Origin of the sequence: Burkholderia sp. BCC0044 (genome assembly GCF_902832955.1) — a bacterium.
Classification (GTDB): domain Bacteria; phylum Pseudomonadota; class Gammaproteobacteria; order Burkholderiales; family Burkholderiaceae; genus Burkholderia.
The window spans coordinates 1,111,170-1,126,185 of sequence record NZ_CADFDO010000001.1; the positions used below are offsets into that span (position 1 = coordinate 1,111,170).

Genomic DNA, 15,016 nt, shown 5'->3' on the forward strand with positions numbered 1-15,016 from the left:
GCACGACCGTGTCCTTTCAATGACGTGTCGCCGAATTGACTTTAGCAGAAAGCTTGCGAAACCGTACGATCAATCCCTTCAAACCAATTCAGGCGGGCCTCACACGAGTTCGGGCGTCAAAACCGCCCGCAGCACGGCCTGTCGGTTGCCATCGCGCGTGCGGCTCGCGAGCCACACGATTCCGCCCTTCTTGACGCTCCAGCTGTCGTCGTCGCCGGCGATCAATTGCGCGGCGACGCTGCCAAGCGTCGGCTGGTGGCCGACGATCACGACCGTCGGCGCGATGCCTTCGGGCCAACCGGCCGCCGCCAGCACGTCGTCGACGCTGCCGCCCGGCGCGAGCGCGTCGACGGTCCGGTACTGGTCGGTCAGCGCCTCGACGGTCTGTACGGTGCGCGCCGCCGGGCTCGCGAGGATCACGGTATTCGTCTCGAGCCGGCCGCGCAGCCATTTGGCCATTGCCTGCGCGTCCTTGCGGCCGCGCACGGTCAGCTGGCGCGCGAGATCGCTCGTCGCGTAGTCTTCGGCTTCGGCGTGGCGCCACAGGATCAGGTTCATCATGATGTTCTCCTTGCTTCGGCGAGCGCCCGCACGCGCATGCGTGGGGGCGGCCGATCATCCTGTGAATTGTCGCAAATCGCGGACCGCTCGCCGCCGCGGCATTTACCCGCATATCGTGATTGACCGATTCGGCCATTCGACGTTATTATCTTTGGCTCGTCGGAGCGTAGCGCAGCCTGGTAGCGCATCTGATTTGGGATCAGAGGGTCGTAGGTTCGAATCCTATCGCTCCGACCAAGGAATCAAGGGGTTACGGTTGAACGCCGTAGCCCCTTTTTCCGTTTACGGAGCGTTTTTTACCGGCCCTTGAATCGCCGCGCCGTTTCCGTGCTCGCCGCGATACGGGCCGAGCACGGACCAACCGCCGCATCGACGCACCCGCGCCTCCCCGCCCAGCCCGCGCACGGAACTTGCTGGAACACGCGATAATACGCGTGAAACAACCCGCAACCGCGCATGAAAAACAACGTTCTCAAGCCAGCCCTCTGCGCGTCGCTGCTCGTGCTCGCGACCACCGCCGGCTCCGCGTCGGCGAAAGCGCTCGACGACGCGCTCGACTGTCATTCGACCGGCCACAAGTTCGTCGCGCCGCTGCTCGCCGCCGGCGATATCCAGTCGGAGCCGATGCACGTCGAATCGAATTCGGTCAATGCGTTCCGCACGAACCGCTCGCTGACGGCGTACGGCTTCGGCGTCTATGTCGTGCTCGGTTACCAGGCGAACGACCCGATCTTCCGGCCGGGCGACGGCACGCCGATCGGCGACTGGGCTTACGGCGTCGTCGTGCGCGGCACGAAGAGCGCGGTCGAGGAAGCCGTGCGCAAGACCGGCAGCGACGCAACCGTCAAACAGGCGTTCCCGTTCCTGACCGCGATCGTCTGCTCGTCGGATTGAGCGGACCGTCAGCGCCCGCGTGGCACGGCCCGTAACGACCGTACGGAGCGGCGTCCGACGGGTGCCGCCAGCGCAACACATCCTCCGCAGCCCGGAACACCTTCCGGGCCCGCTCTACGCCGCTATCGCCCGTCACGCGCCGGTATAAACCACGCGATACGGGATACCGACCTTCTCCCACTCCGCCGCCTCCTGGCTGAGGCTGTAGTCGGTCAACGGGTTCTGCTCGACCCAGGCGCTCGGCAGACGCACCTCGTACCCACCCTTCTTCATCTGCGAAACGGAAATGTCGGGCAGCCCCGCATCGGTCCGGCGCCGGCACAGCAGCGCCGCGAGCCGCAGGCAGAACAGCAGCGGCCACTCGACCTCGCGCGCCTGCGACAGCTTGCCGAGCTTGCCCGCATGGCCGAGCACGAGCGCGGCGAGCCGCGCCTGGTCGGTACGCGAGAAACCCGGCATGTCCGCGTTGCTCGCGATATAGGCCGAATGCTTGTGATACGCGCTGTGCGAGATCGACAGGCCGATCTCGTGCAACGCGGCCGCCCAGCCGAGGAACATCCGCCCTTCCTCGCGCGCTTCCTCGTCGTCTTCCTCGAGCTCGTCGTAGAAACGCGCGGCGAGCGCCCCGATCCGCTCGGCCTGCGCACGATCGACGCCGTAGCGGCGCGTGAAACCCTCGACGGTCACCGCGCGCATGTCCTCGTGCTGGGTCCGGCCGAGCAGGTCGTACAGCACGCCGAGGCGCAGCGCGCCGTCGGTCGTGTCGACGTAGTCGACGCCCAGCTCCTCGAACACCGCCAGCATGATCGCGAGGCCGCCCGCGAGCACCGGTACGCGATCGGGCTTCAGCGCGATCAGCTTCAGCCGGTTGACGTTCTCCGACTTGATCAGCGCACGCTTCAGCCGCTCGAGGCCGCCGCGCGAAATGCCGTGCGTGATGCCGGGATCGTTGAAGCCGTTCGCCTCGACGAGCTCCGCGAGCGCGCGCGCGGTGCCGGACGAACCGATCGCCTGGTCCCAGCCGGCCTTCTTGTATTCGCTCGAAATGATCTGGATCTCGCGCTTGGCCGCGAGTTCGGCCTGCCGCATCGTGTATTCGTCGACGTTGCCGGCCGGAAAGAAGGTGCGGCTATGGCTCACGCAGCCGATATAGAGGCTTTCCATCACGATCGGTGTGTAGTGCGAGCCGATGATGAACTCGGTCGAGCCGCCGCCGATGTCGACGACGAGCCGCTTGCCGGCGCTCGCCGGCACCGAGTGCGCGGCGCCCGCATAGATCAGGCGCGCCTCTTCGCGGCCCGCGATCACTTCGATCGGGAACCCGAGCGCCGCCTCGGCCTCGCCGAGGAATTCGGCGGCGTTCTTCGCGACGCGCAGCGTATTGGTCGCCACCGCGCGCACATGATCGGGATGGAAATCGCGCAGGCGCTCGCCGAACCGCTTGAGCGCCTCCCAGCCACGCTCCTGCGACGCGCGATCGAGCATCTTGTCGCTCGACAGGCCCGCGGCCAGCCGCACCGGCTCGCGCAGCGCGTCGACGGGATAGATCTGGCTGCCCGCCGGCGTTTCCTCGACGCGCCCGACGATCAGCCGGAAGCTGTTCGAGCCGAGATCCACGGCAGCCAGCAAGTGGGGAGTTGTAACCATCAGAAGGGGCTCCGTGCGCGTTTTTCCGCGGCAGCCGTTCTTCCGGCCACCGCGGGCGATCAATCAAAGGCGACATTTTAAGCGTGGAACGCTTGCCGTTGCCACGCTTCACGGGCATGCACACGGCTCCATTCCATATAGCCGAAACATTTATGCGACGAAAGAGTTAGCGCGTAGAATTTCCCGATATAAAACCAGTATTGTCATCAGCACGTCATCGTACCGTGAGAGTTTCCGAGCGTCCTTTCGAATCATCGCCTGAATTACCCCCTACTCTGCCGATGTCCGTCCGTTACCCGCTTCTCAATCGTGAACTCGGCATCCTCGGTTTCAACGAGCGCGTGCTGGCCCAGGCGGCCGATCCGCAAGTCCCGTTGCTCGAGCGCCTGCGCTTCATCTGCATCACCAGCAGCAACCTCGACGAATTCTTCGAAGTCCGGATGGCCGGCCTGCAGGAACAGATCCGCGACAACCCCGGCGCGCTCACGCCCGACGGCATGTCGTTGCAGCACGCTTACGATCTCGTCGTCGAACGCGCGCAGCGGCTCGTTCACCGACAGTACACGATGCTGCACGAAACCGTGCTGCCCGCGCTCGAACAGGAAGGCATCTACTTCCACGCGAGCGACTCGTGGAACGACGAGCAGCTCGAATGGGCGCGACGCTACTTCCTCGACGAACTGCTGCCCGTGCTGACGCCGATCGGCCTCGACCCGGCCCACCCGTTCCCGCGCGTGCTGAACAAGAGCCTGAACTTCGTCGTCGAGCTCGAAGGCCGCGATGCGTTCGGCCGTCAGGCCGTGATGGGCATCGTGCAGGCGCCGCGCGCGCTGCCGCGCGTCGTGCGCATGCCGCATGCGCTGTCGGGTTTCGAGCACGGCTTCGTGCTGCTGAGCTCGTTCATGCAGCGCTTCGTCGGCGAACTCTTTCCGCAACTCGTCGTGAAGAGCTGCAACCAGTTCCGCATCACGCGCAACAGCGAGCTGTTCGTCGACGAAGACGAAATCACGAACCTGCGTGTCGCGCTGCAGGGCGAACTGCCCGCGCGCCACCTCGGCAACGCGGTACGCCTGGAAGTATCGGCCGACACGCCGCTGCACATCGTGCGACGCCTGCTCGAGGAAAGCGAACTCGGCGACAAGGACTGCTATCGCGTCGCGGGTTCCGTGAACCTCGTGCGCCTGATGCAGATTCCCGATCTCGTCGACCGTCCCGACCTGAAGTTCGCGCCGTTCACCGCGTCGACCCCGGCCGTCATCGCCAACGCGCCGACGATGTTCGACGCGATCGACGCCGGCGACATCCTGCTGCACCACCCGTACGAGAGCTTCCAGCCCGTGCTCGAACTGCTGCAGCAGGCCGCGAGAGACCCGAGCGTCGTCGCGATCAAGCAGACGATCTATCGCACCGGCACCGACTCGCCGCTGATGGACGCGCTGATGGAAGCCGCGCGCAACGGCAAGGAAGTGACCGTCGTCGTCGAGCTGCTCGCGCGCTTCGACGAGGAAACCAACATCAACTGGGCGTCGCAGCTCGAAGCCGTCGGCGCGCATGTCGTGTACGGCGTGGTCGGCCACAAGTGCCACGCGAAGATGATGCTGATCGTGCGGCGCGTCGTGCAGGGCGGCAAGGCGTCGCTGCGCCGCTACGTGCACCTCGGCACCGGCAACTACCATCCGCGCACCGCGCGCCTCTACACCGACTTCGGGCTGATGACGGCCGACCAGAAGATCTGCGAGGACGTGCATCACGTGTTCCAGCAACTGACCGGGATCGGCGGCGAACTGACGCTGCACGAGCTGTGGCAGTCGCCGTTCACGCTGCATCCGCGCATCATCGATTCGATCCGCGCGGAGATCGACAATGCGCAGGCCGGCAAGCGCGCGCGCATCGTCGCGAAAATGAACGCGCTGCTGGAGCCGTCGGTGATCGCCGCGCTGTACGAAGCGTCGCAGGCCGGCGTCAAGGTCGACCTGATCGTGCGCGGCGTCTGCGCGCTGAAGCCCGGCGTGCCGGGGCTGTCGGAAAACATCACGGTGCGCTCGATCGTCGGCCGCTTCCTCGAACACCACCGCATCTACTATTTTCATGCGGGCGGCGCCGAGGAGGTCTATCTGTCGAGCGCCGACTGGATGGACCGCAACCTGTTCCGCCGCGTCGAAGTCGCGTTCCCGATCCGCGAGCGCAAGCTGAAGCGCCGCGTGATCGCCGAAGGGCTGTCGGTGTGCCTCGGCGACAACCAGTCGGCATGGCAGATGCACAGCGACGGCCACTATCGCCGGCGCCGCACCGGCAAGACGATCCGCAATGCGCAGCTCGGGCTGCTCGCGAAGTTCTGCTCGTGAGCCGTCGGCGCGATGCAAATCGCGCCGACGCATCGCCATGAAAAAAGCAGCCCGCGGGCTGCTTTTCTTGAACGCCGACGAGCCGCTACACGATCATGCTTCGTAAGCGGCCGGCCGGATCGCGATGACGCGCGAGCCCGGGAACCGCGCGGTGAACGTACTGCTGCGCCCTTCCTCGCTCTGCACGTACAGATGCGCATCGTGCCGCTGCAGCACGTGCTTGACGATCGCGAGCCCGAGTCCCGTGCCGCCGGTATCGCGCGAACGGCTGCGATCGACCCGGTAGAAGCGCTCGGTGAGCCGCGGCAGGTCGGCGGCCGGAATCCCGAAGCCGCTGTCCGTGACCGAAAACACGCCCTGCGCGCCCTCGCGCCGCCACGACACGACGATCTTGCCGCCGTCCGGCGTATAGCGGATCGCGTTCGTGACGAGATTCGCGAACGCGCTGAACAGCTCCGTCTGCGCGCCCGTGACACCGAGCGTCTCGTCGATCGAGAACGCGATGTCGTGATGCCCGTTCGACAGCGTGTGCGCATCCTCCTTCAGATGGTCGAACACCGCGCGCATGTCGATCGCGTGATCGACCGGCGGCTTGCTCTCGCCTTCCAGCTTCGCGAGCACCAGCAGGTCGGTCACGATATGCCGCATCCGCGACGCCTGCTGCTCCATCATGTCGAGATAGCGCGCGCGGTCGTCCTCGTTCAGCGGCAGCTCGCGCATCGTCTCGAGGAAGCCCGACAGCACGGTGAGCGGCGTCTTCAGTTCGTGCGACACGTTCGCGACGAAGTCGCGCCGCATCGCGTCGGTGCGCTCGAGCTCGGTGATGTCCTGCGTGAGCAGCAGCTTGCGGTTCTCGCCGTACGGAAACACCTGCACGGCCAGCACGTTCTGCCGCGCGTCGCCCATGCCGCGCATCAGCAGCGTCTCGTCGTAATGCTGCGCGTTCAGGTAGCGGACGAAATCGGGATGGCGCACCAGGTTCGTGATGTGCTGGCGCAGGTCGCGCTTCGCATCGAGGCCGAAATGGACTTCGGCGATCGCGTTGCACCACTCGATCTGGTCGTGGTCGTCGAGCATCGCGACGCCGTTCGGCGACGCCTGGATCGCCTGGATGAAGCGCGAATGCTGCTGTTCGACCTGCCGCACCTGCGCATGCCACTGCTTCGCGAGCTTGTGCAGCCGATAGTAGATTTCGCCCCAGATGCCCGGCGCGCTCGGCACTTCGCCGTACACCGGCGCATCGAGCAGCCGCCACAGACGCTGCGTATGGAAGGTGCTGAAAAAGCCCTGCGCGATCAGCATCACGACCACGAACACGAGGCCCGCGGTCGGGCCGGCGAAGACGCCGACCAATACGCCGATCAGCACGAGCAGCACGAGCGACACCAGGAAGCGCGCCCAGATGATGTTCATGATTCAGCGTCCGAAAGAATGAACGGCATGCCGCGGCACGCTGCATGCCCGAATACGTTACGCGTGCTTGGCGAGGCGGTAGCCGCTGCCGCGCACGGTTTCGATCATCGCATCGCAGCCGGCCGGTTTCAAGGCCGCGCGCAATCGTTTGATGTGCACGTCGACGGTACGCTCCTCGACGAACACGTGGTCGCCCCACACCTGGTCGAGCAGCTGCGTGCGGCTGTGCACGCGCTCCGGATGCGTCATGAAGAAATGCAGCAGGCGGAACTCGGTCGGGCCGAGATCGAGCTTGATCTCGCTGCCGTCGCCGTGCGCGGCGACGCGATGCGTGGCCGGGTCGAGGCGCAGCCCGTTGATCGACACGACGTCCTCGGTCAGCTGCGGCGCGCGACGGCGCAGCACGGCCTTGATGCGCGCCATCAGCTCCTTCGGCGAGAACGGCTTCGTCACGTAGTCGTCCGCGCCGATTTCGAGGCCGAGCACCTTGTCCTGCTCGTCGCCGCGGGCGGTGAGCATGATGATCGGGATGTGCTTGGTCCGTTCGTTGTTGCGCAGGTCGCGCGCGAACGCGATGCCGGACTTGCCCGGCAGCATCCAGTCGAGCAGCACGAGATCGGGCAGCACGTCGCTGATCAGGTTCTGCGCCTGTTCGGCGTTGTACGCGCGGATCGGGCAGTGACCGGCGTGCTGGAGATTCACCGAGATCAGTTCGGAAATCGCGGGCTCATCTTCAACGACGAGAATGTTGCTGGGCATCGGCACCTCTGTTCTTCCTATGGAGTCGATTAACTGTTGGCTTCGCGATCGAGCGTGTCGCGCGGCTGGTGCCGCACGTCGGTGCCCTTCACGATGTAGATGATGAATTCGGCGATGTTCTTCGCGTGGTCGCCGATCCGTTCGATCGCCTTCGCGATGAACAGGTAGTCGAGGCCGACCGAGATCGTGCGCGGATCTTCCTGCATGTACGACACGAGCTTGCGCACGAACGCGCGAAATTCCATGTCGATTTCCTTGTCGTCCTTGACGATCTGCGCGGCGGCCACCGTATCGAGGCGCGCGAACGCGTCGAGCGCGCGGCGCAGGATCGTCACGGCCATCTCGCCCGACACCTTGATCTCGGCGATGTTGACCGCGCGCGCGGCCGGCTCGTCGACCAGGCGGCGCACGCGCTTAGCGATCTTCTCGGCCTCGTCGCCGGCGCGCTCGAGGTTCGTAATCGTTTTCGAAATCGACATCAAAAGACGCAGGTCACGCGCGGCAGGCTGCCTCCGCGCGATGATGTTGCCGCATTCCTGGTCGATGTCCACTTCCATCGCGTTCAGCGTTTCCTCGGCCGCGATCACCTTCTCGGCCGTATCGCGATCGAATTCGTTCAGCGCGCGCATCGCGCCGACGATCTGCGACTCGACGAGTCCGCCCATTTCCAGCACTTTCGACGACACGGCATTCAGGTCCGCGTCGAACTGGCTCGACAGATGTTTATCCGACATGGTTGTTGTTCTCCGTCATCAGCCGAAGCGGCCGGTGATGTAGTCTTCCGTTTCCTTGCGCACCGGCTTGATGAAGATCTTTTCGGTCTCGCCGAACTCGATCAGCTCGCCCAGGTACATGTAGGCCGTGTAATCCGAGCAGCGTGCGGCCTGCTGCATGTTGTGCGTGACGATCACGACCGTGTAGTCGCTCTTCAGCTCCGCGATCAGCTCCTCGATGCGGCCCGTCGAGATCGGGTCGAGCGCCGAGCACGGTTCGTCGAGCAGCAGCACTTCCGGACGGATCGCGATGCCGCGCGCGATGCACAGACGCTGCTGCTGGCCGCCCGACAGCCCGTAGCCGCTCTGGCCCAGCTTGTCCTTCACTTCGTTCCACAGCGCGGCCTTCGTGAGCGCCCACTCGACGCGGTCGTCCATTTCCGAGCGCGTGAGCTTTTCGAACATCTTCACGCCAAACGCGATGTTGTCGTAGATCGACATCGGGAACGGGGTCGGCTTCTGGAACACCATGCCGATCCGCGCGCGCAGCAGCGAGATGTCGCGCTTCGTCGTCAGCAGGTTCTCGCCGTCCATCAGGATTTCGCCTTCGGCGCGCTGCTCCGGATAGAGCGCGAACATCTTGTTGAACGTGCGCAGCAGCGTCGACTTGCCGCAGCCCGACGGGCCGATGAACGCCGTCACCTTCCCTTCGGGAATGCGCAGGTTGATGTTCTTCAGCGCGTGGAACTTGTTGTAGAAGAAGTTGAGGTTGTTGACCTCGATCTTCGCGTTCAGCGGCGCGAGCGGACGGCCGTGCGCCGCGTCTTGCGTGCCGGCGGGCGCAGCGGTGCGCTCGACGGGATTCAGGTGGCTTTCTGCCATATTCATCGGATTGCTCCGCCGTTACTTTTTCGAGAAGATCGAGCGCGCCAGGACGTTCAGTCCGAGCACCCCGAGCGTAATCAGGAACACGCCCGCCCACGCGAGCGACTGCCATTCCGCGAACGGGCTCATCGCGAACTTGTAGATCGTGACCGGCAGGTTCGCCATCGGCTGGCTCATGTCGACCGAGAAGAACTGGTTCGACAGTGCGGTGAACAGCAGCGGCGCGGTTTCGCCGGCGATCCGCGCGATCGCGAGCAGCACGCCCGTCACGATCCCGCCAACCGACGCGCGCAGCGTGATCTTCAGCACCATGCGCCACTTCGGCGTGCCGAGCGCGACGGCCGCCTCGCGCAGCGCGTTCGGCACGAGCTTCAGCATGTTCTCGGTCGTGCGGATCACGATCGGGATCTGCAGCAGCGCGAGCGCGATCACGCCGGCCCAACCGGAGAAGCGCCCTGACTTCGCGACGACGATCGCGTACACGAACAGGCCGATGACGATCGACGGCGCCGACAGCAGGATGTCGTTGATGAAGCGGATCGTGCTCGCCAGCAGGTTCTTCTGCCCGTATTCGGCGAGATAGACGCCCGCGAGGATGCCGATCGGCGTGCCGACCAGCGTGCCGAAGCCGCACAGCAGCAGGCTGCCGACGATCGCGTTCGCGAGACCGCCGCCTTCGGTGTTCGGCGCCGGCGTCGATTCGGTGAACAGTTGCAGCGACAGGCCGCCGACGCCGAGATGCACCGTCGTGTAGAGAATCCACACGAGCCACAGCAGGCCGAAGGCCATCGCGCCGAGCGACGCGGTGAGCGCGATCGCGTTGACGGCCTTGCGCTTGCGCTGCAGGCGGTTGCGCATCGCATCGAGCGCGGCGCCGCTCGGCCCCGGGAAATTCATGATGGGCTCGCTCATTTCTTGCCCTCTCCCTTCTCGAGACGAAGCAACAGCAGTTTGGAGATGGACAGCACGATGAACGTGATCACGAACAGGATCAGGCCGAGTTCCATCAGCGCGGACGTATGCAGGCCCGGCTGCGCTTCCGCGAATTCGTTCGCGAGCGCCGACGTGATGCTGTTGCCCGGCGCGAACAGCGACACGCTGTCGAGCAGGTTCGTGTTGCCGATCACGAAGGTCACGGCCATCGTTTCGCCGAGCGCGCGGCCGAGGCCGAGCATCACGCCGCCGATCACGCCGGTCTTCGTATAGGGCAGCACGACCTTCCATATCACTTCCCAGGTCGTGCAGCCGATGCCGTACGCCGATTCCTTCAGCAGCACCGGCGTGACCTCGAACACGTCGCGCATCACCGATGCGATGTACGGGATGATCATGATCGCGAGGATCACGCCGGCCGCGAGGATGCCGATGCCGATCGGCGCGCCGGACGTCAGCGGGCCGAGCACCCACACGTCCTTGAGCAGGCGGCCGAGCGGCTTCTGGAAGTATTCGGCGAAGATCGGCGCGAACACTAGCAGCCCCCACATGCCGTACACGATCGACGGAATCGCGGCGAGCAGCTCGATCGCGATGCCGAGCGGACGGCGCAGCCACACGGGCGCCAGCTCGGTGAGGAACAGTGCGATGCCGAAACTGACCGGCACCGCGATGACGAGTGCGATCAGCGACGTCACGATCGTGCCGTAGATCGGCACGAGTGCGCCATAGATGTCCGAGTTGGGATCCCACTCGGATTGCCACAGGAAGCCGACGCCGAACTTCTGGATGGTCGGCAACGACGCAATGATCAGGGAAACGATGATCCCGCCGAGCAGCAGCAGGGTCACGATCGCGGCGAGCCGCGCAAGGCCGCCGAACAGGACATCCCCGAGACGGCTCGGCGCGCGCTGCTGCGCACTGTCGGGCGATCGGGAGGACGTGTATGAAATATCAGACATGGGTGCCTGCTTTTGATTGCCGGGCGCCGTAACGCCCGGCTTTACCGCACACACTGCCCGACCGGCACGGCCGGGCAGCGAACCGCTGCAATGCTTACTCGGCGGCGACCGGCTTGCCCGAAGCGTCCGTCACCTTCGTCTTCCACTGCTTGCGGATTTCCGTCTCGACCGTCGCCGGCAGCGAGATGTAGTCGAGGCTGTCGGCAGCCTTCTCGCCGTTCTTGAACGCCCAGCTGAAGAACTTCAGCGTTTCCGCGCCCTGCTCCGGCTTGTCCTGCTTCGCGTGCAGCAGCACGAACGTCGCGCCGACGACCGGCCATGCTTCCTTGCCCGGCTGGTTCGTCAGGATCTGGTAGAACGACTTCGACCAGTTCGCGCCGGCTGCCGCGGCCTTGAACGTTTCCGTCTTCGGCTCGACCACCGTGCCCGACGAGTTCTTCAGCGCAGTGTAGGTCATGTTGTTCTTCTTCGCGTACGCCCACTCGACGTAGCCGATCGCGCCCGGCAGGCGCTGCACGAAGGCCGCGACGCCGTCGTTGCCCTTGCCGCCCGTGCCCGTCGGCCAGTTGACCGTCGTGCCTTCGCCGATCTTCGACTTCCACTCGTCGTTGACCTTCGACAGGTAGTTCGTCCAGATGAAGCTCGTGCCCGAACCGTCAGCGCGGCGGACCACGGCGACGTCCGTATCCGGCAGCTTGACCTTCGGGTTCAGCGCGGCGATCGCCGGGTCGTTCCACTTCTTGATCTTGCCGAGGTAGATGTCGCCGAGCACCGGGCCCGACAGCGTCAGTTCGCCGGCCTTCACGCCCGGCACGTTGATGACCGGCACCACGCCGCCGACCACCGTCGGGAACTGGAACAGGCCTTCCTTCGCGAGTTCTTCATCCTTCAGCGGAGCGTCCGAACCGGCAAAATCGACCGTCTTCGCGACGATCTGCTTCAGGCCGCCCGACGAGCCGATGCCCTGGTAGTTGACCTTCGAACCGCCGGACTGCTGGTAGTCGGCAGCCCATTTCGTATAGATCGGCATCGCGAACGTGCTGCCTGCGCCCGTGATGTCGGCAGCGTGGGCGGCGACGGCGAAAAGCGCGCCAGCCAGGCCGGCAATCGCGGTTTGCATCAATTTCATGAGACCTCCAGTGTGTGAGCGGATGACTACGGCACCGCGAAGGTTAGGGGCTGCTCATGACGGTAATGTGACAATCGATGAAACTGGCGTGACAGTAACATGACTGGTTGAAAGGGAATATCGGGCGGGCGCGTCGGGACGACGGAGCGGTGGTGGCGGCAAGAATTGCCTGGCGCGGAGGGCGGATAGGCGCCCGTTTTCACGGGCGTGCGCGCGCATCGTAGCGCAGCGTCGGCGGGAGGGGAAGTCCCACCCGACAGCAGGCCCCATTGTGGGGTCGGATGCCTGATTCACGCGGAAAAAGCGTTTGCCGAACGTCGCTTCTGCTTCTATTAGGTACGGCAAACCTTTGCGTCTGACAAAAACGACGGCGCCCGAGGGCGCCGCACACACATTCGTCGGGAGCCAGCGCGCGAGCGGCCGGACCGCCGCGCGCGCCTGCCCGCGTCAGGTCGTCGCCGCGCGCACCGCGTCGGCGATCGTCTCCGCATGGCGCACCGCGTCGGCCGCCTGCTGCGCTTCGACCATCACGCGCAGCACGGGCTCCGTGCCCGACGCACGGATCAGCACGCGGCCGCTGCCGGCGAGTTCGGCTTCGGCTGCATCGATCGCCGCGCGAATCGACGCGCTGCCCTTCCAGTCGGCGCCCGGCTTCATCCGCACGTTGATCAGCTTCTGCGGGAACAGCGTGACGCCGTCGAGCATCTGCGCGAGGGTGCGGCCGCTGCGCTTGAGCGCAGCCAGCACGAGCAGCGCCGACACGATGCCGTCGCCGGTCGAGTGCCGGTCGAGCGACAGGATGTGGCCCGAGCCTTCCGCGCCGAGCTGCCAGCCGTGCTCGCGCAACTGTTCGAGCACGTAGCGGTCGCCGACTGCCGCCCGGACGAACTTCACGCCCTCGCGCTGCAGCGCGACTTCGACCGCGAGGTTCGTCATCAGCGTGCCGACCGCGCCTTCGACGTTGCCGTCGGTCGCGATCCGGTCCTTCACGAGCACGTAGAGCAGTTCGTCGCCGTTGTACAGGCGGCCGCTCGCATCGACGACCTGCAGACGATCGGCGTCGCCGTCGAGTGCGATGCCGAGATCGGCGTGGTTCGCCCGTACCGCGCGCACCAGCGCGTCCGGCGCGGTCGCGCCGACGCCGTCGTTGATGTTGAAGCCGTTCGGCGCGACGCCGATCGGAATGACGTCCGCGCCGAGTTCGTGGAACACGTGCGGCGCGATCTGGTACGCGGCGCCGTGCGCGCAATCGATCACGAGCTTCAGCCCGCGCAGGTCGAACGTGGCGGGAAACGTGCTCTTGCAGAACTCGATGTAGCGGCCGGCTGCGTCGTCGAGGCGCCGCGCCTTGCCGAGGCCGTCCGACGGCGCGCATTCGAGCGGCTTGTCGAGCCACGCTTCGATCGCGGCTTCGGTGTCGTCGGGCAGCTTGTTGCCGTCAGCCGAGAAAAACTTGATCCCGTTGTCGTGATACGGGTTGTGCGACGCGCTGATTACGACGCCGGCCGACAAGCGCAGCGCACGCGTCAGGTACGCGACGCCGGGCGTCGGCATCGGGCCGGCCAGCATCACGTCGACGCCTGCCGCCGAGAATCCGGCCTCGAGCGCGGCTTCGAGCATGTAGCCCGACACGCGCGTGTCCTTGCCGATCAGCACGGTCGGACGCGAGCCTGCCGCGACGTCGGCCGAGCCGGCCAGTACCTTGCCGGCCGCATAGCCGAGACGCAATACGAAATCCGGCGTGATGGGCGCCTCGCCCACCGTGCCGCGAATGCCGTCCGTGCCGAAATATCGACGTCCCATGGAATCCTTCCTCCTCCGTTTTCCGACTTATCGTTGCCGCGCGGCTGCGCGCACGGCATTCCATATTTTGAGTGCATCGACCGTCGCCGCGACGTCGTGCACGCGCACGATCGCGGCGCCGCGCTCGACCGCGCACACCGCGGCCGCCACACTCGCGGCGACACGCTCCATTGGCGGCTTGCCGCCGATCACCGCGCCGAGCATCGACTTGCGCGACATCCCCGCGAGAACCGGATACGCGCGCCCGTCGGGCCGCGCGGGCGCCGTGTCCGGCAACGCGGCCAGCAGCGCATAGTTGTCGTCGACCACCGCCTTGCCGAACCCGAAGCCGGGATCGACGCAAATGCGCTCCGCCGCCACCCCCGCATCGCGCAGCGCCTGCGCGCGCGCGGCGAGAAAATCGCGCACGTCGGTCACGACGTCGCCGTAGTCGGGCTCGCCCGCCTGCATCGTCTGCGGTTCGCCGAGCATGTGCATCGCGCACAGGCCGCTATTGCCGTCGCGCACCGCATCGATCGCGCCCGGCTGGCGGAACCCCCAGATGTCGTTGATCAGGTCCGCGCCGGCGGCCAGCGCCGCGCGCATCACGGCCGGCTTGTACGTATCGATCGACAGCGGCACGTTCAGCGGCCGCAGCGCCTCGACGAGCGGAATCACGCGCGCGAGTTCCTCGTCGAGCGGCACCGGCGGCGCGCCAGGGCGCGTCGATTCGCCGCCGATGTCGATGAGGTCCACGCCGTCGGCGATCATCCGCTCGGCCTGGCGCAGCGCATCGTCGCGCGCGAGGAAGCGGCCGCCGTCGGAGAACGAATCGGGCGTGGCGTTGAGGATGCCCATCACGAGCGGGCGTTCGAACGTGAGTTCGAAGCGGCCGCACCGGAGCGGCGCGGGAATGAACGGGGACACTGCGGAATCGGACACGAGCAACGGACGTGGATGAATGCAAAACGGGCCGGTGTGAAGCCACACCAG

The 15,016-nt window shown here is 65.8% G+C and carries 13 protein-coding genes and 1 tRNA gene; 3 read left to right on the forward strand and 11 right to left on the reverse strand.

Features of this window, described 5'->3' with window-relative positions; genetic code table 11:
• Window positions 1–99: 99 nt before the first annotated feature.
• Window positions 100–561 carry a phosphohistidine phosphatase SixA gene (gene sixA, locus HWX14_RS04885; RefSeq protein ID WP_175881775.1) on the reverse strand — a complete coding sequence of 154 codons (462 nt, stop codon included), beginning with the start codon at window positions 559–561 and terminating at the stop codon, window positions 100–102.
• 160 nt (window positions 562–721) lie between these two features.
• On the opposite strand from sixA, the gene HWX14_RS04890 reads away from it, so the two are divergent.
• Together HWX14_RS04890 and HWX14_RS04895 are read left to right on the forward strand one after the other, a co-directional pair.
• Window positions 722–798, forward strand: a tRNA-Pro gene (locus HWX14_RS04890).
• A 219-nt stretch (window positions 799–1,017) separates the two neighbouring features.
• Window positions 1,018–1,455 carry a hypothetical protein gene (locus HWX14_RS04895; RefSeq protein WP_175881776.1) on the forward strand — a complete coding sequence of 146 codons (438 nt, stop codon included), beginning with the start codon at window positions 1,018–1,020 and terminating at the stop codon, window positions 1,453–1,455.
• Window positions 1,456–1,587: 132 nt separating this feature from the next.
• Here HWX14_RS04895 and ppx read toward each other — a convergent pair whose 3' ends face one another.
• On the reverse strand, window positions 1,588–3,102 hold the full coding sequence (gene ppx / locus HWX14_RS04900) for an exopolyphosphatase (RefSeq protein WP_011545094.1): 1,515 nt from the start codon (window positions 3,100–3,102) through the stop codon (window positions 1,588–1,590).
• Window positions 3,103–3,383: 281 nt separating this feature from the next.
• Between ppx and ppk1 the strand changes: the two genes are divergently transcribed.
• The gene (ppk1, locus tag HWX14_RS04905) at window positions 3,384–5,447 is read left to right on the forward strand and encodes a polyphosphate kinase 1 (protein ID WP_175881777.1); all 2,064 of its coding nucleotides are present in this window, start codon (window positions 3,384–3,386) and stop codon (window positions 5,445–5,447) included.
• Window positions 5,448–5,540: 93 nt separating this feature from the next.
• On the opposite strand, the gene phoR is transcribed toward ppk1, so the two are convergent.
• From phoR to folP, 9 genes are all read right to left on the reverse strand, one after another.
• Window positions 5,541–6,860: a phosphate regulon sensor histidine kinase PhoR gene (gene phoR / locus HWX14_RS04910; protein ID WP_175881778.1), complete on the reverse strand. Its 1,320-nt coding sequence runs from the start codon at window positions 6,858–6,860 to the stop codon at window positions 5,541–5,543.
• Between the two features lie 57 nt (window positions 6,861–6,917).
• Window positions 6,918–7,619 (reverse strand): phosphate regulon transcriptional regulator PhoB, encoded by a 702-nt coding sequence (phoB, locus tag HWX14_RS04915; RefSeq protein ID WP_006750313.1) that lies wholly within the window; start codon window positions 7,617–7,619, stop codon window positions 6,918–6,920.
• A gap of 29 nt (window positions 7,620–7,648) precedes the next feature.
• Window positions 7,649–8,353: a phosphate signaling complex protein PhoU gene (gene phoU / locus HWX14_RS04920; protein WP_006476334.1), complete on the reverse strand. Its 705-nt coding sequence runs from the start codon at window positions 8,351–8,353 to the stop codon at window positions 7,649–7,651.
• A gap of 18 nt (window positions 8,354–8,371) precedes the next feature.
• On the reverse strand, window positions 8,372–9,220 hold the full coding sequence (gene pstB, locus HWX14_RS04925) for a phosphate ABC transporter ATP-binding protein PstB (RefSeq protein ID WP_006490515.1): 849 nt from the start codon (window positions 9,218–9,220) through the stop codon (window positions 8,372–8,374).
• 15 nt (window positions 9,221–9,235) lie between these two features.
• Complete coding sequence (gene pstA / locus HWX14_RS04930) at window positions 9,236–10,129, reverse strand: phosphate ABC transporter permease PstA (RefSeq protein ID WP_175881779.1); 894 nt, start codon at window positions 10,127–10,129, stop codon at window positions 9,236–9,238.
• Window positions 10,126–11,112: a phosphate ABC transporter permease PstC gene (pstC, locus tag HWX14_RS04935; RefSeq protein ID WP_175881780.1), complete on the reverse strand. Its 987-nt coding sequence runs from the start codon at window positions 11,110–11,112 to the stop codon at window positions 10,126–10,128. The genes pstA and pstC overlap by 4 nt, the downstream gene beginning before the upstream one ends.
• Window positions 11,113–11,206: 94 nt before the next feature.
• Window positions 11,207–12,241 (reverse strand): phosphate ABC transporter substrate-binding protein PstS, encoded by a 1,035-nt coding sequence (gene pstS, locus HWX14_RS04940; RefSeq protein WP_175881781.1) that lies wholly within the window; start codon window positions 12,239–12,241, stop codon window positions 11,207–11,209.
• Window positions 12,242–12,688: 447 nt separating this feature from the next.
• Window positions 12,689–14,044 carry a phosphoglucosamine mutase gene (gene glmM / locus HWX14_RS04945; protein WP_175881782.1) on the reverse strand — a complete coding sequence of 452 codons (1,356 nt, stop codon included), beginning with the start codon at window positions 14,042–14,044 and terminating at the stop codon, window positions 12,689–12,691.
• 27 nt (window positions 14,045–14,071) lie between these two features.
• Window positions 14,072–15,013, reverse strand: a complete 942-nt coding sequence (gene folP, locus HWX14_RS04950) for a dihydropteroate synthase (protein WP_175881783.1) — start codon at window positions 15,011–15,013, stop codon at window positions 14,072–14,074.
• Between the last annotated feature and the right edge of the window lie 3 nt (window positions 15,014–15,016).